Consider the following 22,314-nt stretch of genomic DNA (forward strand, 5'->3'; position numbering starts at 1 on the left):
TATTATCCGTGCTCAAGGCACGGCTATCTTTTTTCAGTCAACCTGCCAGCACTGTGCAGGCGACATTCCTCTTGTTGTTCCTTTTCACTAGAGATCGTGGGAGATAAGCTCTGCATGACACAAACTGTAGATCAGACTGCACAAGAAACGAATTTTGTTGGCAAGCGTACACGCAGGCAGGACGCTCCGGAAAAGCTGACGGGCCGGACTCGCTTCGCCGGTGATATATCTGCTCCAGGCTTGCTGCATGCGCGCCTCGTGCTCAGCCCCTATGCCCATGCCACCATCAACAACATTGATGTCAGCGAGGCCCTTAACGTGCCTGGTGTGGTTGCTGTCTATACCAGCGAGACGCTTGAGATGGCCAACCCCGATGCCACTTCGCGCTCACAGGCCCCCCTGGCCCGTGGTGAAGCCTGCTGGGCAGGCCACCCTGTGGCGATTGTCGTGGCCGAGACCGAGGCCGCGGCTGAAGATGGTGTGGCCCTCGTGGATGTTGATTATGATCCCCTGCCCGTCGTGCTGGACCCGGTCGAGGCCATGCGTCCCGACTCACCTCTGACACGCTTGCATGCCTCTAAAGAAGGCGGTGAGATCGCTGGTGGCGGTGCGCACGCAGCCGTTGGTTCAGGCGATACCGAAGAAGAGGAGCAGGAAGAGCTCTCCGCCAATGTGAGCGGCAAGACGCATATGAAGCTGGGCGATATCGAGGCCGGCTGGCGCGAGGCCGAGGTCGTGATCGAGCATACGGTGAGCACGCGCCCGGTCCACCAGTCTTATATGGAGTCGCAGTCCATCCTTGTCTCGCCCAGCCCCTCGGGTCATCAACTCGTTGTCTGGCCCAGCGCTCAGGGTATGCTCGGTGTGCGCTCGGACATCTCCGAGGCGCTGAATTTGCCGGAGCGCCAGATTCGTGTAGAGTCGGTGCCTATTGGGGGTGCCTTCGGTGGCAAATTTGGTTTGATCGAGCCCCTGGCGGCCGCGGTGGCCTATAAGGTACGCAAACCTGTGCGCTTATCCTTTACTCGCCAGGAAGATCTGCTGGCGGGCAATCCCGCCCCCCAGGCCGTTATTACCCTCAAGCTTGGCGCGAAGAAAGATGGTACGCTGGTGGCCCTCCAGGGTAAGGCTATCTTCGATTCTGGTGCCTATCCCGGTGCCGCGGCAGGCCTGGGCGGCTATCTGCTGGCAAGCATCTATCGTTGCCCCAATGTCGATCTCCACTGCTACGAGGTCCTGACCAATAAGGTCAGTGTGGGCGCCTATCGCGCTCCCAACGCGCCCCAGGCTACTTTCGCCATGGAGACAACGGTCAACAAGCTCTGTGAGGCGCTGGAAATGGATCTGCTGGCGTTCCGCAAGCACAACGCCTTCAAGGAGGGTGATCCCACCATTGATCGCCGCAACTGGCCGCGCATTGGTCTGTTGGAGTGTATTGATGAACTGGAGAAGCACCCTCTGTGGGTCAACCGCGCCGAGGAGAAGCAGAAGCTTCCCGCCGAGCTGAAGGGTTGGAAGGTCGGTATTGGTATCTCAGTCGGTGGCTGGCCGGGTGGTACCGAGCCATCTGCTGCTGCTTGTCGCCTGGAGTCGGACGGGACACTCTCGGTGGTGCTTGGCACCGTCGATCTGACAGGTTCCGATACCTCGATGGCCTTAATTGCCGCCGAGGGCCTGGGCGTTTCACTGGATCAGGTGAATGTGGTGCATGATAGCACCGATACCATGCCCTATAGTGGTGGCACAGGCGGGAGTAAGACGACCTATTCGATGGGGCCTGCTGTGCTCTCAGCCGTTCGCGATGCACGTCAGCAGATTCTCAACATTGCCAGCAACATGCTGGAGGCCGCCGAGGCGGACCTGGAGATTGTCGAGGGCAAGGTGGCTGTGCGTGGCGTGCCCAACAAGAGCGTCGACCTCAAAGAGGTGGCGAAGATGTCCACACGGCGCTTTGAGCCGGTCTATGGCCGTGGTCGCGCGGGCATTACGACCTCCTCTCCCATGTTTGCCGCGCACCTGGTGAAGCTGGCTGTCGATCCCGATACCGGCGATGTCAAGGTGCTGGACTACGTAGCTGTACAGGATGTCGGTCGCGCGATCAACCCGGCTGAGGTCGAGGGGCAGATCAGTGGTGGCGTCACTCAGGGCCTGGGCTGGGCCTTATTCGAAGGCTATGAGTACGACGAGAACGGCCAGCTCCTGACCCCCACGCTGATGGACTATGCTCTGCCGCATAGCTTTGATGTGCCACAAATTACCCCGATTCTGGTAGAAATTCCCTCTGCCCTTGGTCCCTTCGGCGCGAAGGGCGTTGGGGAGCCGCCAGTGGTGCCGGTGGCCGCCGCTGTCGCCAATGCCCTGTATGATGCGCTTGGAGTTCGTGTGACGACGATTCCCGCGACCCCCGAACGCATCTTTAACGCCCTGCACGAGGCAAACCAGGCATAACCGGCGCATCCAATCCAGTAATCCCTGCGTTTCGCAGGCTCTTCCACATGGAAGGGCCTGCTTTTTTTGGGTGGTGTACCTTGAAAGTAGGTAATGCTATATGCAACTTCTTTCAGGTAGGTGGTGGTGTGGAGTGTGCTGGCAACCGCAGGTTGCCAGCACACTCCACACCACCACCTACCCAGGTGAGCGCCACAGGCGCAAGGAGATAAGAAGACGATGCCTCAATTTGATGATCCCTTTACGACAAAGAAGCCTAATGTAACTCAGACGACGACCACTACGACGCACGCCGAAGCAATCCCTCCTCTGGGTGATATTCCTCCAGCGCAATTGGCGATTAATGCCGCAGAAGGAAGGCGTGGGGCTGCCTGGCGCTTGATGCTCTGGATTATTGACGACGATCCCCGCGCGATGGAGGCGGTGGCCTCCCTTGAAGATGATCGCCTGGCCCATCACTTACTTGAGTTTATTGCCCTGGGAACCTGGGCCGGGAAGCCATTTGTGGTTCCGCCCAAGCTGCGCTCGTCCTATGCACGCATTCGTTTGAGCAACCTGTTTCGGGCCGAAGGCGCAATGACGCGAGAACGCGCCGAACGCGTCCTCTTCGCGGGCTTTCGTGATCGCCGCCAGGAAGTTCGCGGCATCGCGATTACCATCCTGGGCGAGATGGGTGATCGCGTGGCGGAGCCGCTCTTGCTCCAGGCGCTTCACGATCCTTCGCACCAGGTGCGTATGCAGGCCGCTCGCGCGTTGGGCAAGTTGCGTGATCCCTCCGTGGTGCCAACTTTACTGGAAACGCTTAAAGGTGCCGATGAACAGATGGTCAACCAGGTATTTGCCTCCCTGGTTCAGATCGGCCCTCCCGCCATCCCTGCCGTGGCGCATGAGATGCACAGCGCCTCTCCCTGGATCCGCTGGCATTGTATGCGCGCCTTTGGCGAAATGCAGGACTTCCGCGCCATCCCTTACCTGATCGCGGGCCTGCGTGATCTCGATACCGGCGTCTGCTGGATGGCCGCGAAGAGCCTGGTACTCTATGGCAAAGCCAGCCTCGAGCCAGTCTTGCGCCAGTTGGAGAGCAGTGTCCCCAACCAACTGCAAGCCGAGACCTCCTGCTATATTCTCCATCAGCTCTACCTGCGCGATAGCAAGCTCACTCCCTACCTCAAACCCGTGGTTGAGGCATTCAGCGGCGTTGCGAATACGCTTGCCGTTTCTTCCCTGGCTAGCAAGGCACTTGTGCAACTACGCGCCGACCACCTGCTCTCCGCGTAAAACAGAGTGTGCTACTGGGGTACGCGCCTACACCCAAACGAGTAGGCGCGTACCCCAGTAGCGCTTACACCCGGAATAAATCCCCCTCTTTTGCTGTTCTGATGATTAAAGCGAATGTACCTCAAGAAATCGCCATTGCAACCTACGTTTCGAACCTGTAATTATCCTTGACAAGTCGTGCGAGCAATTGTAAGCTGTTGTAAGAAATCATAAAACTAACTTGATTAACTTAATCAACAATAAGGAGTGTGAACATGGGCGAGGCATCTCGTGAAATCATGCGCCAGGCAAGGCAGGAAGTGCCGGAGTGGTCGGCCTCTCAGGTACGCCAGAGCCTTGCGGAGCAGCGTGAGAACGGGGAGCAAGCCCCGGACGTGGCCCTGGTAGATGTGCGCGAGAAACATGAATGGAACGAAGGCCATATCCCAGGGGCCATCCACGTACCACGTGGCTTTCTAGAGCTTCAAATTGAAGAAGCAATTCCCGATAAAGACCAGACCGTCGTGCTCTACTGCGCTGGTGGTGTACGCTCATTAATGGCTGGCAAGACGCTTCAGCAGATGGGGTATCGTAATGTCATCTCGATGGCCGGTGGCTTCGGCCAATGGAAGGGCAGCGGCTTCGAATTTGAGATGCCTCGTTTGATGAGCGATGCCCAGGCTCGCCGCTATAGCCGCCACCTACTGGTGCCCGAGGTGGGTGAGCAGGGTCAGTTCAAACTCCTTGATTCCAAGGTACTGCTCATCGGCGCGGGTGGCCTCGGCTCCCCCTCGGCGTACTATCTCGCCGCGGCCGGTGTCGGCACGCTGGGCATTATTGATGCCGATGTCGTTGATGAGAGCAACCTGCAACGCCAGATTCTGCATAACACGGATCGTGTTGGTCAGTACAAGGCTGAGTCGGCGAAAGAGACGCTCCAGAAGCTCAATCCCGATGTCAACGTGGTGACCTATATCGAGCGCCTCGATGAAGAAAACGTGCGGCGCATTATCGCTGACTATGATGTAATCATCGATGGCACCGATAACTTCCCCACGCGTTATCTCCTCAACGACGCGGCTCTGCTGGCGAATAAGCCGGTCATCCATGGCAGCGTCTTCCGTTTTGAGGGGCAGTTGACTGTCTTTAAGCCCTATGATGGCCCATGCTATCGCTGTCTCTATCCCGAGCCTCCACCTCCTGCCCTGGCGCCTAGCTGCGCTGAGGCTGGTGTGCTGGGTGTGCTCCCCGGTATCGTTGGTCTCTTGCAGGCGACCGAGGCTATCAAGCTCCTGCTGGGCATTGGCGATCCCCTGGTTGGGCGCCTCATGACCTACGATGCCCTGGCTGGCGAGTTTAACGAGCTGAAGCTCTTCCGCGATCCACACTGCGCGGCCTGTGGCGAAAACGGGAATCCCGAGAACCTGCCCACTTATGCCGACGTCTGCGCCCTTTAAATAAAAATGGTTATGTGATGGGGCAAGGTCGCAGACCTTGCCCCATCACATAACCATACCAACTATATAACTCACAAGGAGTAATCAAAATATGGCAACCGTTCGACTTGCACCAGTTCTTCGCCCTAGCGCTGGCGGTTCCAAACAGGTAAGTGCACAGGGGAGCACCCTGACCGAGGTACTCAATGACCTCTATCAGCACTATCCCGCGCTTAAAGATCAGATCCAGCCCAGTGGTGAGCTGAGCCGTTTTATCAATATCTATGTCAACGACCAGGACGTCCGTTATCTCCAGGGTCTTGAGACCGTCGTCGGCGCGAGCGATACCGTGATCCTCTTGCCCGCCATGGCTGGGGGCCGGGGTCTGGTAACTAAATAAGGAGCCAGGTGAACGATATGCGCTATAGCAGTCTACTAGAGACAATTGGCAATACTCCCCTGGTGGAACTGAAAAGCTTTAGCCCGCGTCCGGGTGTGGAGATCTATGCCAAGCTTGAGGGAGCCAATCCTTCGGGGAGTGTCAAAGATCGCGTCGCCAAACGGATGATCGAGGAGGCTGAGGCCGCTGGCCGCCTCCAGCCAGGGGCTATCCTGCTGGAGCCGACAAGTGGCAATACTGGTATTGCCCTGGCGATGATTGCGCGCCTCAAAGGCTACCAGTTTGTCGCCGTGCTGCCCGATAACGTTACCAGGGAGCGTGCTCAATTGCTCGAACTCTATGGCGCAAAGATTATCTTCTCCGATGGAAAACTTGGTAGTAACGGAGCGGTCAAACTCGCCAAAGAACTTGCCAGCCAGGATGAGCGCTACGTCATGCTCTATCAATATGGTAACGAGGGCAATCCCCGCGCCCACTACTATGGCACAGCGGTCGAGATCATTCAGGATCTGCCCGATATCGCAGCCTTTGTGGCGGGCCTGGGAACAGGTGGTACCCTCACTGGGACTGCGCGTCGCTTGAAGGAGTATAATCCTGCCATCAAAGTTATTGCCGCCGAACCCATGCAGGGCGAAGGTGTGCAGGGCCTGCGCAGCCTGGCGGATGGCTTTGTGCCTCCCGTGCTTGATCAGAGCGTACTCGATGGCAAGATCCTCGTCTCCAGCATCGATTCGATCCGGCGGACGCGTCAGTTGAAAGATCAGGAGGGGATTTTTGCCGGTCCCTCGTGTGGCGCTTCCCTCCACGCGGCCATACGCGTCGCCGAACAGATGGAGCAGGGCAAGGTCGTGACGCTGCTCGCGGATGGCGGCTGGAAATACCTCAGCGAAGACCTGTGGACGCGCAGCCTGGATTCCATCGAAGAGGAATTGGAGTCGAAGGTTCTATGGTAGCAGAGACACATTCTTCCTCAAACAGCTTTGTCATACGTGTGCCGGAGACCATTTACCAGGAGATGGCGGCCCATGTCCTCGCTGGCTACCCCAACGAGGCCTGTGGCGCCCTTGGCAGCGTCGACGGGACGGTTGTCAAGAACTACCCAACCCAAAATGTCGCTGAGCATCCCGACGACTTCTCGATCATCAGCGAGCGCGATATTGTCCGCATTTTTAACGATATTGACGCTTATGATGGTGAGATGATCTACTATCACTCGCATCCTATCAGCGAGGCCTATCCCTCTGCTCGCGACCGCGAGTGGGCCAAACGTAGCGGCTATCTCTACATTATTTTTTCGCTGCAATACCAGCCCGAGCCTCCCTATGCACGCGTGTTTCGCATCGATCCACGCGGTGAGGTGACCGAGGGCCACATCGAGCGCCTCCCCAGCGCCTGATAAATTGTAGTATGGGGAATGTGGTGTGAAATGCCTCTGACATTTTACACCACATTCCCCATACCCCATGCGAAGTGTCGCAGACGCTGAGAACACCTCTTAAAGAAATTTCTTACTTACGCTGAAATGGCTATTCTGTAGCTATTCCTTCCAGTTATTCGCTAGTATTACTAGATCGGATGAGTTGATCGACGCTGCACTACTGCTGCTTGCCTGATTGGTGGGAAAGTATGTATTATGCATGCAGCACCAAATTTTCTTATGATAGGTTACAAAGTACGTATGCAGCATTGGAGCAAGCGTTTATTCGCTACGTCTATGAAATATGCGTGGCAGAGGAAACACGCCCTGCTAGCCCTGCTGATCATTGGCTGGGCCGTCTATTTGCGTGTCTACCTGGTAGCACAGGGCTGGCCGCTGATGGACAGCGATGAAGGCACGATGGGCATCATGGCGCTCCACATCTGGCGTGGACAGGATTTTCCGGCCTTTTTCTATGGCCAGAGCTATATGGGGTCTCTAGAAGCCTACCTGGGCGCGGCCTTCTTCTCCCTCTTTGGCCCCACACTTTTTGCGCTCCGCCTGGGCCTGATCTTTTTATTTGCCCTCTTTCTGCTGGGCATGTACCTGCTCGTCAGCACAATTTATACCAGAAATTGGGCTATTTTTGTGCTCCTTCTCTTGAGCCTGGGTTCTGCCTCGGTGCTGACGCGGCAACTGGTGGCTGTGGGCGGGATACCCGAGATGCTGGTCTGCGCGACTGGTCTGCTCTTCCTCTCGCTCTGGCTGGCACGGACGTATGACCGCTCACGTATGCTGCATGGCTGGCGTCTCCTGATCTATGCTCTCTGGGGCGTCCTGGCGGGCGTCGGCTTTTGGAGCCATGCCCTCATCCTGCCTCTGTTGGGGACCGCGGGGCTGCTGCTGCTTATTTTCTGCCTGCGCGAGCTCATCTGGGGAGGTGCGGTGGCGCTGGTAGTGGGCCTTGGCTTTGGTCTGCTTCCTTATATTTTCTATAACTACCACGCCAATCCCGGTCAGGATACGCTCTCCTATCTGTTTTATGTTCAGAGCGCCAATGGCGTTGATCTCCCGCCTAAAGGTGTGCTCTTCCCTCTGCAAATCAAGGGCACATTCTTGACGAGCTTGCCAGGGGCCACGGGTTCTTTCCCGCTCTGCTCCCTTGCTGACACTCATCTCTTGCGTACAGAGAATCTGCATGGTCTCCGCTGCACCCTGACGCAAAGTGGATGGTCGGCCTCGCTCTGTCTCCTGTGGCTGGTTAGCCTGGGGATGGGCATCTGGGCTATCTATCGCCTTGTGCGTGGACGCCTGGCAGGTGGTACGTGGCGGCGTGAGGAGTTGATTCGCCATGCGGGCCATTTCGCGCTCTTGCTTAATGCCCTTTTGACGGTGCTCCCTTTCTTATTGAGTCCTAATTCCGCGCTCTTTGCCGTCGCGGATATGCGCTATCTCTCCGCTCTCTGGATGACAACTCCGGCGTTGCTCTGGCCGCTCTGGTGTGGTCTGGAGCGAGCGGGCTGGCTCTTCTCCCTCCCACCCCCAGCACTTCCCTCGCCCTCGGTACCCACCGCTCGCGTGCAAACGAGGCTGTCCTTTCTCCGTTTCTCTCTGAGTGTGAGCGCATTAGCCCGTTTGAGCCTGCTTCTCTTGCTCGTGGCCGTGCTTTGCTTGGGGACCAGGAGCGTTGTGCAGGGATACCCGCCTGCGCCATCTGTCGAGCAGCGCGCTGACGCCTACGCGATCCAGGATGTCTACCAGTATAAAGGCGTGCCCCAGGTGCAGACCTTCAATCGCCAGGAGGCCGAGTTGATGAAGGACCTTGAGCGTATCCATGTCACGCACATCTATTCGGATTACTGGACCTGCAATCGCTTGATATTTAAGTCTCTGGAGCATATTATCTGTGGCGTGATGCGTGATCGTCTCCTAGTGGGCCAGAATCGCTATCCCCTCTACTATGTCATTGTCTCCTCCGATACCAGGGCCGCCTATGTTTTCCCGGAGAACTCTTCCCAGGCCGAGACCTTTCACCAGCAACTCCGCTTCCGGAAGAAGCCTTTTAAGCTCTATCACTTCGCGAGTTATGTCGTCTATACTCCTCTCTCTGGATAAATCAGCACTAGCTCAACCAACCTCTCTCCCAGGGTAAACCAGCATCAACTCACCCCTCTCTCAGGGTAAGGGAAGCATGGTGCATAATTTGTGATACGGTACTATTGAGATTACTGAAAAAATGGATAGATTATGACGAATGATTCTCAACACGATGACGCGGCGCTCGCCATAGAGCTATTAGAGTTTATGCCGCGTATGCAACGACGCATCTATGCCGATGTCCTGGCGGCGCGCGACTCGCAGCAGGACGCGCGCTGGCAGGACTTCTCAGAGGTTCAGGCCACTCCTGGTCAGCTCTCACTCCTACGTATCCTCGTGGGGCGCAAGCGCTGTACCATGCAGGAGTTAGCCGAGCAGGCGGTGGTCGCTCCCTCAACTGCGACGGCGATGGTCAAGCGCCTGCTGGCACAAGGCTATGTTGAACGCTTTCGCGGCTCAGAAGATTGGCGTACCGTCTGGGTCCAACCCACGACCCGTGGGGAGCAGGTCGTGGCCGTCTACGATCAGATTTACCTGGCGTCGCTACAAACACGTCTCCAGCAACTAAGCGCTACTGAGCGTGCCCAAATTATGGCCGCTCTTCCCGCCCTCCAGCACTTGATAGACCTGGAAATGTAGGACGAGAAGCTTCAATCTTTTCAAAGAATGGCACATGCCATTCTTTTTTGTTTGTGTCTCGACTTGCCACAATTAGTTTGTATGTCATATATTTAGATTGTCGAAGCTTTTTGCTGCGAACAGCGCTACTTTTCAGAAAGGATTCGAATGCAAACTTCCCAATCTTCATCACCTGAGAATGTTCAGCCAGAGGGTGCTGTAGATGAGTCGGCCAGCCAGCATGATGGCTATCAATGGACGGCTCTTTCTGTGACCACGGTTGGTGCATTGCTCGCTTCTATTCAAGGTTCTGCACTTCTTATTGTTCTCCCCAATATCCTTGAAGATCTAAAAGTTTCTTTCTTTATTATCATGTGGGTACTGCTCTCGTACCTGTTAATTATGACCGTGCTTACGCCTATCGTGGGACGCCTGGCGGACATCTGGGGCCGCAAGCGTCTCTATAATAGCGGCTTCTTTATGTTCACCCTTGGCTCACTGATCGCGGGCCTGGCCCAGCCCCAGTTCCACGGTGCCGACCTGATCGCGGGTCGTGTGGTCCAGGGCGTGGGTGGCGCATTGATGATTACGAATTCGACCGCCATTGTGACTGATGCCTTCAAAAAGGGCCAGGTGGGCCTGGGGCTTGGCGTGAACCAGATCGCGGGTGCCGCGGGCTTCTTGCTGGGTCCGATTATCGGTGGCCTGCTTGCACAGTTCTCCTGGCGCTGGGTCTTCCTCTTCAACGTGCCTATCGGTATCTTCGGAATGTTGTGGGGCATCTGGCGCCTGCGCGAGCCTGTCAGGCTGAAGGCCCACCAGCATATCGACTGGGCGGGAGCTATCCTGCTCGCTCTTGGCCTGACTGGCGTTTTTCTCGCATTGACCATGTTAGCCTTCCCGATGCTTCCTATGCCTGTGATTACCGCCATTTTTGTGGGAGGTGTGATCTGCCTGGCCGTCTTTGGCGTTATTGAGCCACGGGTGAAAGAGCCAATTGTCCAGCTACGCCTCTTCGGTCATCGCCTCTTTACGATGGCCAGCCTGAGCGGCCTGCTCAACGGTATTGCGCGTGGCGCGGTACTCTTCCTCTTGATCTTCTTCTTGCAGGGTCCCTATGGTCAGGATCCGTTGGCTGCTGGCCTTATGCTGACACCCTTTGGCCTGGCGTTTATGATTATTGGCCCCTTGAGTGGTCGTTTATCGGACCGCATTGGCTCGCGTCTCCTGGCTCCTATTGGCCTGGGCGTATCGGCGCTGGGCTTGCTGGGCCTGGTTTTTGTCGAGCCGACGACGCCGTTCTGGCTCTTGTGTGTCTTTATGGCGCTGATGGGTGGTGGTTCCGGCTTCTTTACCTCGCCCAATACCAACGCTATTATGAGCTCGGTAATCCCTCAGATGCGTGGCGCGGCGGCTGGCATCCTCAATATGCTCAATAACACGGGGCAGATGTTGAGTATCGCGATTGTCTTCCCCATCGCTCTGAGCAAGGTACCCCAGGACGCGATGATGGCTGTCTTCATCTATGGTGGTGGCATGAGCAAGTATCCGCAGGCTCTGGCCATCTTTATGAGCGGCCTGCACTCTGCCTTCCTCGTCTGCTGTATTATCAGTGTGGTGGCTATGGTGGTCGCGGCCCTGCGTCCCGCCCACTAAAAACGTTGTAGGGTCCATGCTGGCATGGACTAATTCGTGCAGATCAAGTACATCCTCTGGCGAAAAGAGTTCAAGCCACTTTGGACCCTACAACATCTTAGAACTCGTGATAGATGGCTCCCTGCTGGGTGAGAGCCTTCAGGGCCAGGGGCAGCGCGGCCGCCAGGCGTGTGCTGAGCAACTCGCGTGCCTCGTCGTAGGTGGCGAAACAATATTCAATTAACTCGGCTTCCTGAAGGCGAATGCTGGCGATCTCCTCCTCGCTGAGCACGCCTCCATAGAAAATAAACTGTAAACTCTCCGTCTTGAGGCCGTCTTGCCCCTTATAATCCACGTACAATAAACGCGTAATGGGGATACTCAAGCCCAATTCCTCCAGCACCTCACGTTTGCACGCGCTCAGGGGTGACTCATCGGGATCCACAACTCCTCCTGGAAAGAGCCAGTCTGGCCGGTAGTTCGGCTTCACTATCAAAATTCTCTCGCCCTCATCAAAAAAGAGGGCCGCCGTCCCCATGCGCTTCTTTGGCAAGGTCTCATAAAACGTTTTCTCATCCATACTGAAAGCATACCATGCTCTTGAACCTGATTCCAGGTAACCTGACTGTCCTCTTATTGAAAGAACCTAAACCAGGGAAAATAGTGTGAGGCGTATAAGCAGCAATTGCTGCTTATACGCCTCACACTATTTTCCCTTGCATTCATCTCGCCTTTTTGATATCATGCAACCATAGAGGATGCAAAATTACGTTCGGACAAAGCGGAGGGTATGGTGCACAAATCTATCCAGGAACTGGCACCGCGTATCAGTGATTGCCTCAAATTAATTTACTCGTTGCAAGAACGCGGCCAGAAAGTCTCAACTTCTATCGTGAGCGAGAAATTAGGGGTCAGTGATGCCACCGTCACGATGATGTTCAAGGACTTCGCGACCGCGGGCTGGGTAGAGCATGTTCCCTATCATGGTGTGCGTCTGACCGAACTGGGCGAACGTAAAGCCATTGAGATTATTCGCCACCATCGCCTGCTCGAACTCTACCTGGCGCGTGAGCTTGGCTATACCTGGGATAAGGTCCACGAAGAGGCTGACCGCTTAGAGCATGTCATCTCCGAGGAGTTTGAAGAGAAGCTTGATGCTTTGCTGGGTTATCCTACCGTTGATCCTCACGGCGACCCTATTCCCAGCAAGGATGGCGTTATTATGCGCCGCCAGGGCCAGCAGCTCTCACAATTTCCCGTTGCTACCCCGGCGCGGATCATTCGCGTCAGCGACCAGGATTCTGAGAAGCTCTGCTACCTTGGTAAACTGGGCCTTTACCCAGAAGCTTCGATCCAGATCATAGAGCGAGCCCCCTTTAATGGCCCCCTGCGCGTGCTTGTAGGGAAGCCGGGCGCACAAGAGGAGCATCTTATCAGTGTTGACCTCGCCGAACATATCGTGGTTACCTTGCTTCCTGTCGGGGACGCATAAGGCAGCTTTTCCCCGCCCGCCGCTCGCGGCTCTTCAGCCTCTCGGGCCTATACGTGTTTGCTTTCTCCTCTCTTATTGGTCGCTTGCTAACCTGTATCTTACCTTACCTTACATTCCTATTTCTGTCCCATACTGTTGCGTTTCCTCAGTTGTATGCGACATTATATAAAGAAAACTATCCACATGTGCATCTTATTCATTGTGCTGTAGCCAGCCCTGAACAGTGCCGTTCCCGGAGTGCTTGTGTCCACTGCCGCCCAGTAGAAAAATGCATGGGAAAAATGCATGATCAACGATGAATGTAAAGAAGGGATAGTTTTCTCACAAGGACTATGTTAAGATGCACACAAAACAGAAGCTACAAGCTTCAGGGTGGACATTTCGCTAAAAGGAGTGACTTACTTGGCAACGCACGAAAAAAGATATGTCATTATCGGGAACGGGATTGCTGGCACAACCGCTGCGGAGACGCTTCGCAAGAATGATCCCAATTGCAGCATTCATTTGCTGACCAATGAGGCGTATCCTCTTTATAATCGCGTCTCGCTTCCGCGTTTTTTACAAGGTGTTATTGTCGAACAGAAAGTCATGATTCGTGACGTCGCCTGGCATGAGCAGCGAAACATTACGCTGATGCGTGAAACCCTGGCCGTGTCGATCAATACCGAAGAGCGCGTTGTGGTGACCGACAAGGGACAGCAGCTTCCATATGACGCCCTGTTGATCGCGACCGGCGGCTGGGCCAACTCGCTCAACGTTCCTGGGGCCTCAGATGCGAAACATATCTATAACTTCGTAACGCTTGATGACACCAAGACGATTATCGAGCGTATGCTTGAGTCAAAGACGGCCCTGGCGTATGGTGGTAGCTTTATTTCTTACGAATTGTGTGATGGCTTTGCGGTCCGCAAGCTGGATACGACCTGGCTGATGCGTGGCCCCTACTGGCTGCGCAGCGCGCTTGACGCCGAGGGCGGCGAGGTCGTGGATAATATCGCGCGTAAGTTTGGTGTCGAGGTCATCCACGGCGACGAAATCGAGAGCGTCGTGCCCAAGAATGGTGTGCCGAGCTATGTCAAGACCAAAAAGGGGCGCGAGATCCAGGCCGACATGATCGGTATCGGACTGGGCATTACCCTCAATACGCAACTTGTGGAACACACACACATTAAAGTTCGTGGTGGTATCGTCGTCGACGAGTTTCTGGAGACTAATGTTGAGGGCGTCTATGCCGCTGGCGACGTCGCCGAGTTCTATGATCCCACGATTGGCTACCATCACACCATGGGCACCTGGGACAACGCCATGGCCCATGGGCGTATCGCTGGCACCAATATGGGTGGCGGACACCAGGCCTATCTCGATGTGCCAACCTATACCAGCCCCCTCTTCGACGTCAATATTGCCGTCGTTGGTATCGCTGAATCCAATAACCCAGAACTGGAAACGATCACACGTCGCGAACCCGGCGAGAAGGGGAACGAGAACTATCGCAAGCTCTTCTTGCGCGACAACAAGCTCGTAGGTGTGCTGATGGTCGGTAGCCCCAAGGGCCGCAAGAAATTGGTTGAACTGGTAAAGAACCAGCAAGTACTTGCCACGCCCGAGGAGCGCGAAGCCGTACTCACTCTCAAGTAAAATACTTATTGCCCTTAGCACTACATACGTGGTATTGTAGGGTCCAGGCTCGCTTGGACCCTACAAGTACTAAATGCGCCATTACGTGTCCATACTACGTTACAAGTGTAGAGGATGTGATGTGGGGAAAGGCCGCAGGCCCTTCACATCCCATCCCATATCCCACGGAGTGGCGAGAAGTTATGCTTAGATATCTATTTTATACATTGTTGTGTTTCTATCTTGCGTCCAGCTCATTAGCTCTATGCTTGACTGTTAAAACACAAGACATTATTTTATATACTATCAAACGTTTCATCCGAAGCTAGAGGTAGGAGACATTTCTGTGGAATTGAAATGTGCTAATTGTGGCCAGGCGTTACCAGGAGAGGACGCCCGGTTCTGTAATAATTGTGGCACTCTTGTCCCTTCGCATCCTTTTAGTCCTCATTCAAAAGGGAAGACCGGCGCTCCTGCTAGTGCGGAAAAAAACGCTCCCGCTGGCGAGCGTGAGGAGAAGCCCTTGCCTGAGCAGGGGGATGTGCCTCCTGCCTGGATGGAACGCTTAGAGAAAGGTCCAGGCGCGCGCTCTCAAGACAAACCCTCTCCTGAGCCTGTCAAGCTGGCTGCGCGTGTGGAGCAAACTTCACCTCCCACTCCCGCCCGTCCTCGCCCACAGCCCGTCGGCGAGTTTTCTTGGCCAGATCCCGTGACGCATACCATAGTTAAAGAGTCTTCCGCGAAAGAAGGCTCTCAGCAGCCGCGTCAGCCCTCACCGGCAGTGTTTTCGGATGATGATCTGTCGCGTTTTGCCGCTACTCCTCGATCTAACATCGAGTCATTCGCATCTCCCAATGAAAACAAGCAGCCTGAAACAGGCAGGGATTGGTCGCAGGAGGCCACAATTGCTTCACACGCCTGGCAGGATGAACAGCCGCACCAGAACGAGGACATAGACGCTATCCCCACACAAGCGCTTCAGGTCAGTGATGTGCGTAAAGAGCAAGAGGAGCAAGAGCGCCAGCGTCGCGAGGATTTTGAGCAATTGCATACCACGCCGCTTCAGGCCCAGGCTCCCTCCGCTGCGCAAGGGTCTGGCCCAGCCGCTGAGCGTACACAATCTATCTCGGGCAGCGGCGATGCGTTCCCGCTAGCGGAGCGTGGGAATAGCCTTCGTCCTCCTCAGGCTGAGGCCCTCCCCAGGCCTGAGCGTGCGAACACCGCTCCGGCGCCTCAGCCACCTGTTGGCGCGACCCCTTTCCTGGGCCTCGATGAGCATCCGCCCTTCGAGGTGTTGCCCTCCACTCCACGCCCTCAACAGCGGCCAGATGCTGGTGCGACACCCTTCCTCGGGTTAGACCCCAACGGGCGTTTTCCTGGTGAAATCACGCCAGAGACGCCCCGCCCAGCCCAGAACTGGCAGGGAGTACCTGCCTCTTCGATGCCAGCAACACCAAATTCCGTGTCACAGCCTGTACACCCCGTGGCGCCTGCGGCGAGAAAAAGCTCGCGTGGGAAGCTCATCATTGCTGGGATTGCTGTGGTGCTTGTTCTGGGCATTGCACTCTCGGCTGTCTGGCTCACGCTTGGGCATCCCTTTAGCCAGCCACTGCATACCTGGCAAACCTTTAGCGATACCAGTGTCAATGCCTCGATGGAGGTTCCCGACGATTGGTCCTGGAAGGCTGATTCTGCACAGCATAGCGTCACGATTGCCAATGCCGATAGTGCGCACGTTGACGCTCAGACGGGCTTTATCACTATCGCGGTCTCTGACCAGGATCCCGGTGATCTCGCCAAATATCTGAATCAGCAAGCGACAAAGCTGAGTATGGATAACATGACGCCCAGTGAGACGCTGACCTTCGGCGGGGAGCAGTGGAAGCAACTGCATGGCTCGCTTGTGATACGCAACGCAAACTATACCGGCATTTTACTCGCCACCATGCACAATAACCATCTCTACCTGCTCACCCTGGAGGCGCCGCAGAAGGACTATGCACAGTATGAGCAAGCGTTCTTCTCTCATGCCCGCTCTACCTTCAAATTCTTATAGTCAAAGTGCTGACCCAATTGCAGTCGTTAGCCTAAAATATGAAGAGCAAGGGTGTGCCGAACAGCACACCCTTGCTCTTCATATTTGCTAAATTCTCCCCCTGTCTGACCTCTTCCGCGATGAGATTGGTATGGTATAATTGCTTTCGATATACCGCGAGAGCGATTTTGGTGCGCATGTAGCTAAGCGTCCAGTATTTACCACGTATGCCCGATGGGCTGGGGAATAGCTCCAAGCAGCATTGCGCAAGCACGACGAAAGGAGAGCAGCGAGGCAACTGGCTGCGTGGGAGGAATGTTAGAAGACATTCGTTTTGAGCGACATTTTCGCACGCCTTATTCCGAGGGCTACTACATTATGCAGGGCAATAGCCTGCAAAATAATAATCGCCTGGGAACCGTTGACATCCACTTTACAACAACGGCTGTTCATGGCACGCTCATCCTGGAGCGAGAGCTAGAGGAGACCGAACTCACCAAACTCATTGAACAAATTGACGAGGATCTTGTGCTCTCGGCTGATATGCCGCGTGATGACTTCCTGGTAAGCGTCTACGTCGGTCGTGACGTTGGCTTCTTTAGCGATGAGTATTTCGCCGAAGAGAATAACGAAGCCACTGATTTCGACGAAAACGAATTACGTTAGCTCATGGCATATTGATTTGACCTCACAGGAAATGGAGAAACGCTCGCATCTCGGTAGGGACTAGCTTCAGCGCGTCCGAAGGCGATTCATCGCCTGTAGGCGGAGCCCAAAACGCTCCTGTCGATTGTTGTATTGTGCCGCCTGGCAAAACCAGGCTTGCGCCGCACTGCCATAAATGGCATTCGGACGCGCTGAAGCTAGTCCCTACCACAGTTATTCGTGTCTAAGATGCTTAGTCCTCCAGCAGCCCTCTGCGCATAGCATATTTGACCAGCTCCGCGCGGCTATGCAGATTCAGTTTATCCATGATATGGGTGCGGTGCGTATCTACTGTTTTGGGACTGATGACCAGGCGCTCGGCGATCTGGTTATTGGTAAAGCCCTCTGCTACTAGCTTGAGGATCTCGCGCTCGCGCTCCGTCAGGCTGCTATAACTATCCTTCTCTTCACCAGTTTTTGACCGCTGGAGATAATCTCCTACCATGACCGATTGCGCGGCGGGTGAGAGGTAGAACTGCCCACTCAAGATGACATGCAAGGCCGTGATTAACTCAGTATCCGCCGCTTCTTTGAGCATATAGCCCGAGGCTCCGGCTCGTAGCGCTTGAAAAACATACTCATCGTGTTCATGCATGGTCAGCACAAGTATTTTGACGTCGGGTGCGATCTTTTTAATCTGTTTGGTGGCCTCGATGCCGTTGAGATCGGGCATGGTAATATCCATCAGGACAATATCAGGTTGTAGGCGCTGTGTCTCCTGGATTGCCTGTTTCCCATCCTGTGCCTCGCCCACGACCTCCATGTCTGGCTGGGCGTTGAGCATCATTTTCAAGCCTGCGCGCAAGATTGTATGGTCATCTGCCAGTAAGATACGTATTTTCATATAAGCCCTATCTGGTGCGAAAATTGCTGAATAACCCGATACACAAATGAGTTTTACACTTTTTCATAATTATACTTTTTTAGCTTCTCTTTGGGGAGGGGAATATAAACCTGGACCGTCGTGCCCTTCCCTGGCTGCGATTCAATGTTGAGCGTGCCATCAAAAAGGTCCGCGCGTTCGCGCATGCCGACCAGCCCCCAACCTCGCTCCTGCCCGGCCCCAGGACTTCCTCTTAACTGGTCCGCATTAAAGCCACGCCCGTCGTCGGTAATGGTAGCATAAATGCCATCCTGGTCCTCTTTGAGCATGACCGTCGCGTTTTGGGCCTGGGCATGTTTGGCGATATTGGTCAGGGCCTCCTGCACAATGCGATAGAGGACGGTCTCCAGGTCGTTATTGAGTCGCTCTTTAAAGCCCACCGCCTGAAAGCTGATTGAGATGGGAAACTTCTGTTGGTATTCTTTCACATACCAGCGTAGCGCGGGTACCAGCCCCAGGTCGTCGAGTGCGCTTGGGCGCAGGTCGATGCTCAGATTGCGGATGGCGCGCAGCGTCTGGTGGGCCAGCATGCGCGTATCCGCGATGCGGTCTCGCGCGTCCTGCGTCTTAACCGACTCCTCAAGGACGGCCAGGCTGATCAAGAGCGAGGTGAGCACTTGTGAGGTCTCATCGTGCAGCTCGCGGGCGATACGTTTGCGCTCTTCCTCCATGGCATTGGTGATCTGTGAGGCGCGCTGGCGATTGGCGTCATCAATTGCTTCCAGCATCATGTTAAATGTGCCTGCCAGCTGGTCTGCCAGGGGATCAAAGCCGGTCACATCGGCGCGCTGGGTGCGGTCACCCTCGCGGACCCGGCCCATGATCCGGCCCAGTTCAATCAAGGGTCTGAAGGCGATCTGGAGCAGCACAAAGTTCAAAATAACGCTCATAGACCAGCCAATGACGACAAAAATCAGGAGGCCACTGGGTCCATACGTATTGATATGGGTCGCCAACCATGTGCCTGCCGTTGCTCCTACGAAGATAATAAAGCTATTGGCGATGAGCACTTTATATAAGGCGGGAATGCGAAAGAGTTGCCTCAGTAAGGTATTCCTCTTCAGGATTCCCCGGTAGATCGGCCTGGTATCAGCGTGCGCCATGGGGCAACAATCCTCTCCGACTGTCTGTAATCTTCTTCTTCGGTACCGCGTGTGTTTGTACCCTTCCTCTCTGTAATTGTATCGGTTCTTTGTCGGAACTGTCAAACGGCCTCTCAAGCCAGAAATGCTCCCTCTTCATTCCTGAGAATCAGGTGAATCCCTGGAAAAAATCAGGTAAGTACCTGATGTATCTCCCGGTATGCGGGGGTAAGCTAGGTCAGAATGGAGTACATCCACTAACCGGCAATCCCAGGCAACTCAACAGCAACCCCAGGTGCCCGTATGCCCTTTCAGGCAGCTTGAATCGAGGGCTTCACAGGCTCCTTTCACCCAAATGGGCCATCTCAGGTGAACAGGTACGCTGACTCGCGATACCTTTTTTTACCCAGGGGCTTCCTGGTGAATGGGGGAGGGAAAGGCTAGCTATGAGTTTCTACTCTCCCTTTTGGCGGAAATTTTTATTATAATCTGATTTGCAGATACTTCTTATCCGCACACCCTGAGCGCAAAGCGCTAGACACATGAGCGGCGCGCGCCCCCGAATGGGGGTTGGGTTTCGGAACAAGATCTTAGTAAAAGCCTTGTTGAGTGGCTTATCCCACTTCTCCTATGGGTGGTGGGACAAGAGGGGGGGCCGAGGGAGCAAATAGTACTCCTTCAGGGTTGGTTGTGTTATAATCAGCCTCACGGTCGTTCAGAATTATTTGCAAACATAACTTTATTGAAAGTCTTGATCCTTTGAGGAGGCACAGTGAGCTCTACTTCAAATAAGAAAAGCTTGCTTGACATGGCGACGCAGACAATCGTTCAGAGTCAGGTGTGGCGTTCTATCTTCCGCCACGGCTATCCTGATACGCCCTTGAACCAGTCACTGGTCATGATGGGGAACGTATTTCTGCACCTCCATCCTGTAAAGGTCAGCCGTCAGGCGATGAAAATCACATATACCTGGTGTATGGGTGGTATCTCGTTTTTCCTCTTCCTGCTGCTGACGATTACCGGTGTCTTTCTGATGTTTTATTATGTCCCAGACACCACGCAAGCTTATCAGAATATTAACCAGCTAAGTAGCGCCGTTTCCTTCGGCCACCTTGTGCGTAACATGCATCGCTGGTCCGCACACTTGATGGTCGTGTCCGTGACGCTACACATGATTCGCGTCTTCTATCATGGCGCCTATAAGCCACCCAGAGAGTTCAACTGGGTTGTGGGCGTACTACTCTTCTTTGTTACTCTGTTCTTGAGTTTTACCGGTTACCTGCTACCCTGGGACCAGATCGCGATCTGGGCTATCACGGTAGGTACCAACCTGGCGCCTTACACCCCTCTGCTGGGTGATCCTGTCTACAAGGTCCTCGTTGGTGGCGGTGCCGTCGCTCAGGCAACGTTGATCCGTTTCTATGTCGGTCACGTCATTCTGCTCCCGCTGGCGGGCGCCCTGCTTATGGCCGTTCACTTCTGGCGCATCCGTAAGGATGGTGGTGAGGCTGGTCCTCCTCCTCCTTCGCGTCGTGAACTCGAAACCCGAGCTGCGGAGCGTGAAGCGCTTAGTGCCACTCGCTAGTCAAGTGCATTTGTTCCGTACTTCTACGGTGCTTTGGAGAGGAAACCTCTATGGCAATTGAACCTAAAGATAAGGTACAGACACAAGCATCGGCGACACAGCGACGTTACCGTACTCTGGCTGTAGTGAAGCAGGAAGCGATCACCCGTGTGGAGAAGCCGCTCGAAGACTCGGTCTTCGTGTGGCCTCACCTGCTGGTTCGCGAGTTCTTCGCCGCGACCATGCTCACCGTCATGATTACGTTGCTGTCACTGGTGATCGATGCTCCCCTTAAGGAGCCGGCCGATCCCAATACGACGCCGAACCCTGCCAAGGCCCCATGGTACTTCCTGGGCTTGCAGGAACTCTTGCACTACTTCCCGCCTTCCACGGCCGGTGTGCTGGTTCCTGGCCTGACACTGACGGCTCTCGCGGTCCTGCCCTATGTTGACCGCAATCCCAGCCGTGCTTACGCTGACCGCAAGGTCGCGATTGTGACCTTTACCATGTTCCTGATGTTCTGGGCGGTCATCACCCTGGCTGGTAGCTTCTTCCGTGGTCCGGGTTGGGTGTGGGCCTGGCCCTGGATGAGCGGCTTTTACTTTGACCTGTAGGATCTTATTCCGAAATCCAACGTCACTAGCGCTCCGCGCTCAGGCTTTCGGATCAGAAGAGATTTCTTACCTGGCCAAGCTCAATACCAAGCAGGAAAAGTAAACAAAGAATCCAAGAGGGTAATCAATGAGTAGTAACGGTAGTCATGATGATATGCAGCCGATTACACCGCAACAATATGAGATTCTGCATGGTGGTGGCGCCGAGGCCGCGGAGATCGCTCGCCAGCGTCTCTCCCGCCGCCGCTTCCTGCGCAGGTCCATGTTAGCGGTGTGGGGCATATCTACCACTGCTGCGGTTGCCGGGGCTCTATACTTTATGTATCCTACGTCGGGCGGCGACTTCGGTTCCGCGCAGAACGTGGGCAAAAAGACCGATTTCCCGGCTGCCAAGCCTGAGGAGATGGTCCTCAACGAGAAGGGCGTGTTCTATATTCCGGCCGCTCGCTCGTACCTGGTCCATCTCGCCAATGATGCGCAATATCTGCTGTCAGGCCAGAACCTGCAAGACCAGTTCCAGTTGGAGAATGTGGTCCATGATGGCGATGGGTCTACCTGGGTTGCGCTCTATCAGCGCTGTGTACACCTGGGTTGTACCGTTCCTTTCCGCAATGACTGTGTGAGCTTTAAATGCCCCTGTCATGGTTCGCACTATAATGTCAACGGTGAGTTTCTGGATGGTCCCGCCCCTCGTAGCCTTGACCGCTTCGATATGAACTTCAAGGATGGCGAGGTTGTCATTAACACGGGTACCATCAATAGCAATGTGCAGCATCCCGATGCGACGACACAGTTGCTTCCCAAGCCAACGAAAGAGTGTAGCGCGGGCGGCTAATCTCCTGTCCCTCTGCCTCTTGCTGCAGGGAATCTTATAGATATAAAGACGTCGCATAAGTAGTAGGCGCGTACGCAAGTAGCGCGTGCCGCCTACTGGTGTTGTTGCCTCTTCATTCTATAAGAAGTAGGGTTGATCTCGCTTCCATTTCCGGTCTGGAGTGGGGCATCCAAGAGATC

The 22,314-nt window shown here is 55.0% G+C and carries 19 protein-coding genes; 16 read left to right on the plus strand and 3 right to left on the minus strand.

All coding sequences use genetic code 11. The features are described 5' to 3' along the window. Positions 1-114: 114 nt before the first annotated feature. The 9 genes from KTE_RS24870 to KTE_RS24910 all read left to right on the plus strand — a co-directional run bounded on the left by KTE_RS24870 (position 115) and on the right by KTE_RS24910 (position 11,329). Entirely contained in the window at positions 115-2,448 is a 2,334-nt protein-coding gene (locus KTE_RS24870) for a xanthine dehydrogenase family protein molybdopterin-binding subunit (protein WP_201385743.1), read from the plus strand. Between the two features lie 219 nt (positions 2,449-2,667). After that, entirely contained in the window at positions 2,668-3,726 is a 1,059-nt protein-coding gene (locus KTE_RS24875; RefSeq protein ID WP_201385745.1) for a HEAT repeat domain-containing protein, read from the plus strand. A 254-nt stretch (positions 3,727-3,980) separates the two neighbouring features. Next, positions 3,981-5,162 carry a molybdopterin-synthase adenylyltransferase MoeB gene (moeB, locus tag KTE_RS24880; protein ID WP_201368528.1) on the plus strand — a complete coding sequence of 394 codons (1,182 nt, stop codon included), beginning with the start codon at positions 3,981-3,983 and terminating at the stop codon, positions 5,160-5,162. 91 nt (positions 5,163-5,253) lie between these two features. After that, positions 5,254-5,541 (plus strand): MoaD/ThiS family protein, encoded by a 288-nt coding sequence (locus KTE_RS24885; RefSeq protein ID WP_201385747.1) that lies wholly within the window; start codon positions 5,254-5,256, stop codon positions 5,539-5,541. Positions 5,542-5,558: 17 nt separating this feature from the next. Beyond that, the gene (locus KTE_RS24890; RefSeq protein WP_201385749.1) at positions 5,559-6,494 is read left to right on the plus strand and encodes a PLP-dependent cysteine synthase family protein; all 936 of its coding nucleotides are present in this window, start codon (positions 5,559-5,561) and stop codon (positions 6,492-6,494) included. Next, the gene (locus tag KTE_RS24895; RefSeq protein ID WP_201385751.1) at positions 6,488-6,937 is read left to right on the plus strand and encodes a Mov34/MPN/PAD-1 family protein; all 450 of its coding nucleotides are present in this window, start codon (positions 6,488-6,490) and stop codon (positions 6,935-6,937) included. The genes KTE_RS24890 and KTE_RS24895 overlap by 7 nt, the downstream gene beginning before the upstream one ends. Positions 6,938-7,174: 237 nt before the next feature. Continuing rightward, on the plus strand, positions 7,175-9,073 hold the full coding sequence (locus tag KTE_RS24900; RefSeq protein WP_201385753.1) for a hypothetical protein: 1,899 nt from the start codon (positions 7,175-7,177) through the stop codon (positions 9,071-9,073). A gap of 132 nt (positions 9,074-9,205) precedes the next feature. Continuing rightward, complete coding sequence (locus KTE_RS24905) at positions 9,206-9,694, plus strand: MarR family winged helix-turn-helix transcriptional regulator (protein WP_201385757.1); 489 nt, start codon at positions 9,206-9,208, stop codon at positions 9,692-9,694. Positions 9,695-9,841: 147 nt separating this feature from the next. After that, entirely contained in the window at positions 9,842-11,329 is a 1,488-nt protein-coding gene (locus tag KTE_RS24910) for an MFS transporter (protein ID WP_201385759.1), read from the plus strand. Positions 11,330-11,426: 97 nt separating this feature from the next. On the opposite strand, the gene KTE_RS24915 is transcribed toward KTE_RS24910, so the two are convergent. After that, positions 11,427-11,888: an NUDIX hydrolase gene (locus KTE_RS24915; RefSeq protein WP_201385760.1), complete on the minus strand. Its 462-nt coding sequence runs from the start codon at positions 11,886-11,888 to the stop codon at positions 11,427-11,429. 210 nt (positions 11,889-12,098) lie between these two features. Here KTE_RS24915 and KTE_RS24920 point away from each other — a divergent pair, with 210 nt between their 5' ends. The 4 genes from KTE_RS24920 to KTE_RS24935 all read left to right on the plus strand — a co-directional run bounded on the left by KTE_RS24920 (position 12,099) and on the right by KTE_RS24935 (position 17,118). Continuing rightward, the gene (locus KTE_RS24920; protein WP_236600563.1) at positions 12,099-12,800 is read left to right on the plus strand and encodes a metal-dependent transcriptional regulator; all 702 of its coding nucleotides are present in this window, start codon (positions 12,099-12,101) and stop codon (positions 12,798-12,800) included. A 393-nt stretch (positions 12,801-13,193) separates the two neighbouring features. After that, a complete protein-coding gene (locus tag KTE_RS24925; RefSeq protein ID WP_236600690.1) occupies positions 13,194-14,438 on the plus strand; it encodes an NAD(P)/FAD-dependent oxidoreductase in 1,245 nt (414 codons plus the stop codon). A 325-nt stretch (positions 14,439-14,763) separates the two neighbouring features. Further along, on the plus strand, positions 14,764-16,473 hold the full coding sequence (locus KTE_RS24930; protein WP_201385762.1) for a hypothetical protein: 1,710 nt from the start codon (positions 14,764-14,766) through the stop codon (positions 16,471-16,473). 294 nt (positions 16,474-16,767) lie between these two features. Beyond that, the gene (locus KTE_RS24935) at positions 16,768-17,118 is read left to right on the plus strand and encodes a hypothetical protein (protein WP_201383643.1); all 351 of its coding nucleotides are present in this window, start codon (positions 16,768-16,770) and stop codon (positions 17,116-17,118) included. A gap of 232 nt (positions 17,119-17,350) precedes the next feature. Here KTE_RS24935 and KTE_RS24940 read toward each other — a convergent pair whose 3' ends face one another. Beyond that, entirely contained in the window at positions 17,351-18,001 is a 651-nt protein-coding gene (locus tag KTE_RS24940) for a response regulator transcription factor (protein ID WP_007908943.1), read from the minus strand. 53 nt (positions 18,002-18,054) lie between these two features. Next, positions 18,055-19,143, minus strand: a complete 1,089-nt coding sequence (locus KTE_RS24945; protein ID WP_201385763.1) for a sensor histidine kinase — start codon at positions 19,141-19,143, stop codon at positions 18,055-18,057. 787 nt (positions 19,144-19,930) lie between these two features. On the opposite strand from KTE_RS24945, the gene extP reads away from it, so the two are divergent. The 3 genes from extP to KTE_RS24960 all read left to right on the plus strand — a co-directional run bounded on the left by extP (position 19,931) and on the right by KTE_RS24960 (position 22,135). Beyond that, positions 19,931-20,707, plus strand: a complete 777-nt coding sequence (gene extP / locus KTE_RS24950) for a selenite/tellurite reduction operon b-type cytochrome ExtP (protein ID WP_236600564.1) — start codon at positions 19,931-19,933, stop codon at positions 20,705-20,707. 50 nt (positions 20,708-20,757) lie between these two features. Continuing rightward, positions 20,758-21,300, plus strand: coding sequence for a hypothetical protein (locus KTE_RS24955; protein ID WP_201385765.1), 543 nt, complete (start codon positions 20,758-20,760; stop codon positions 21,298-21,300). Positions 21,301-21,427: 127 nt separating this feature from the next. Continuing rightward, a complete protein-coding gene (locus KTE_RS24960; protein WP_201383636.1) occupies positions 21,428-22,135 on the plus strand; it encodes a ubiquinol-cytochrome c reductase iron-sulfur subunit in 708 nt (235 codons plus the stop codon). Positions 22,136-22,314: the final 179 nt, after the last annotated feature.

The organism is Ktedonobacter sp. SOSP1-85, assembly GCF_016587415.1.
GTDB lineage: Bacteria > Chloroflexota > Ktedonobacteria > Ktedonobacterales > Ktedonobacteraceae > Ktedonobacter.

What these genes read in the sequence shown, in the direction of transcription:
- extP (WP_236600564.1), top strand. Translation starts at nt 19,931, where the DNA reads ATGGCGACGCAGACAATCGTTCAGAGTCAGGTGTGGCGTTCTATCTTC.
- KTE_RS24905 (WP_201385757.1), top strand. Translation starts at nt 9,206, where the DNA reads ATGACGAATGATTCTCAACACGATGACGCGGCGCTCGCCATAGAGCTA.
- KTE_RS24895 (WP_201385751.1), top strand. Translation starts at nt 6,488, where the DNA reads ATGGTAGCAGAGACACATTCTTCCTCAAACAGCTTTGTCATACGTGTG.
- KTE_RS24920 (WP_236600563.1), top strand. Translation starts at nt 12,099, where the DNA reads ATGGTGCACAAATCTATCCAGGAACTGGCACCGCGTATCAGTGATTGC.
- moeB (WP_201368528.1), top strand. Translation starts at nt 3,981, where the DNA reads ATGGGCGAGGCATCTCGTGAAATCATGCGCCAGGCAAGGCAGGAAGTG.
- KTE_RS24870 (WP_201385743.1), top strand. Translation starts at nt 115, where the DNA reads ATGACACAAACTGTAGATCAGACTGCACAAGAAACGAATTTTGTTGGC.
- KTE_RS24940 (WP_007908943.1), bottom strand. Translation starts at nt 18,001, where the DNA reads ATGAAAATACGTATCTTACTGGCAGATGACCATACAATCTTGCGCGCA.
- KTE_RS24875 (WP_201385745.1), top strand. Translation starts at nt 2,668, where the DNA reads ATGCCTCAATTTGATGATCCCTTTACGACAAAGAAGCCTAATGTAACT.
- KTE_RS24900 (WP_201385753.1), top strand. Translation starts at nt 7,175, where the DNA reads ATGCATGCAGCACCAAATTTTCTTATGATAGGTTACAAAGTACGTATG.
- KTE_RS24915 (WP_201385760.1), bottom strand. Translation starts at nt 11,888, where the DNA reads ATGGATGAGAAAACGTTTTATGAGACCTTGCCAAAGAAGCGCATGGGG.
- KTE_RS24955 (WP_201385765.1), top strand. Translation starts at nt 20,758, where the DNA reads ATGGCAATTGAACCTAAAGATAAGGTACAGACACAAGCATCGGCGACA.
- KTE_RS24960 (WP_201383636.1), top strand. Translation starts at nt 21,428, where the DNA reads ATGAGTAGTAACGGTAGTCATGATGATATGCAGCCGATTACACCGCAA.
- KTE_RS24910 (WP_201385759.1), top strand. Translation starts at nt 9,842, where the DNA reads ATGCAAACTTCCCAATCTTCATCACCTGAGAATGTTCAGCCAGAGGGT.
- KTE_RS24935 (WP_201383643.1), top strand. Translation starts at nt 16,768, where the DNA reads ATGTTAGAAGACATTCGTTTTGAGCGACATTTTCGCACGCCTTATTCC.
- KTE_RS24945 (WP_201385763.1), bottom strand. Translation starts at nt 19,143, where the DNA reads ATGGCGCACGCTGATACCAGGCCGATCTACCGGGGAATCCTGAAGAGG.
- KTE_RS24890 (WP_201385749.1), top strand. Translation starts at nt 5,559, where the DNA reads ATGCGCTATAGCAGTCTACTAGAGACAATTGGCAATACTCCCCTGGTG.
- KTE_RS24885 (WP_201385747.1), top strand. Translation starts at nt 5,254, where the DNA reads ATGGCAACCGTTCGACTTGCACCAGTTCTTCGCCCTAGCGCTGGCGGT.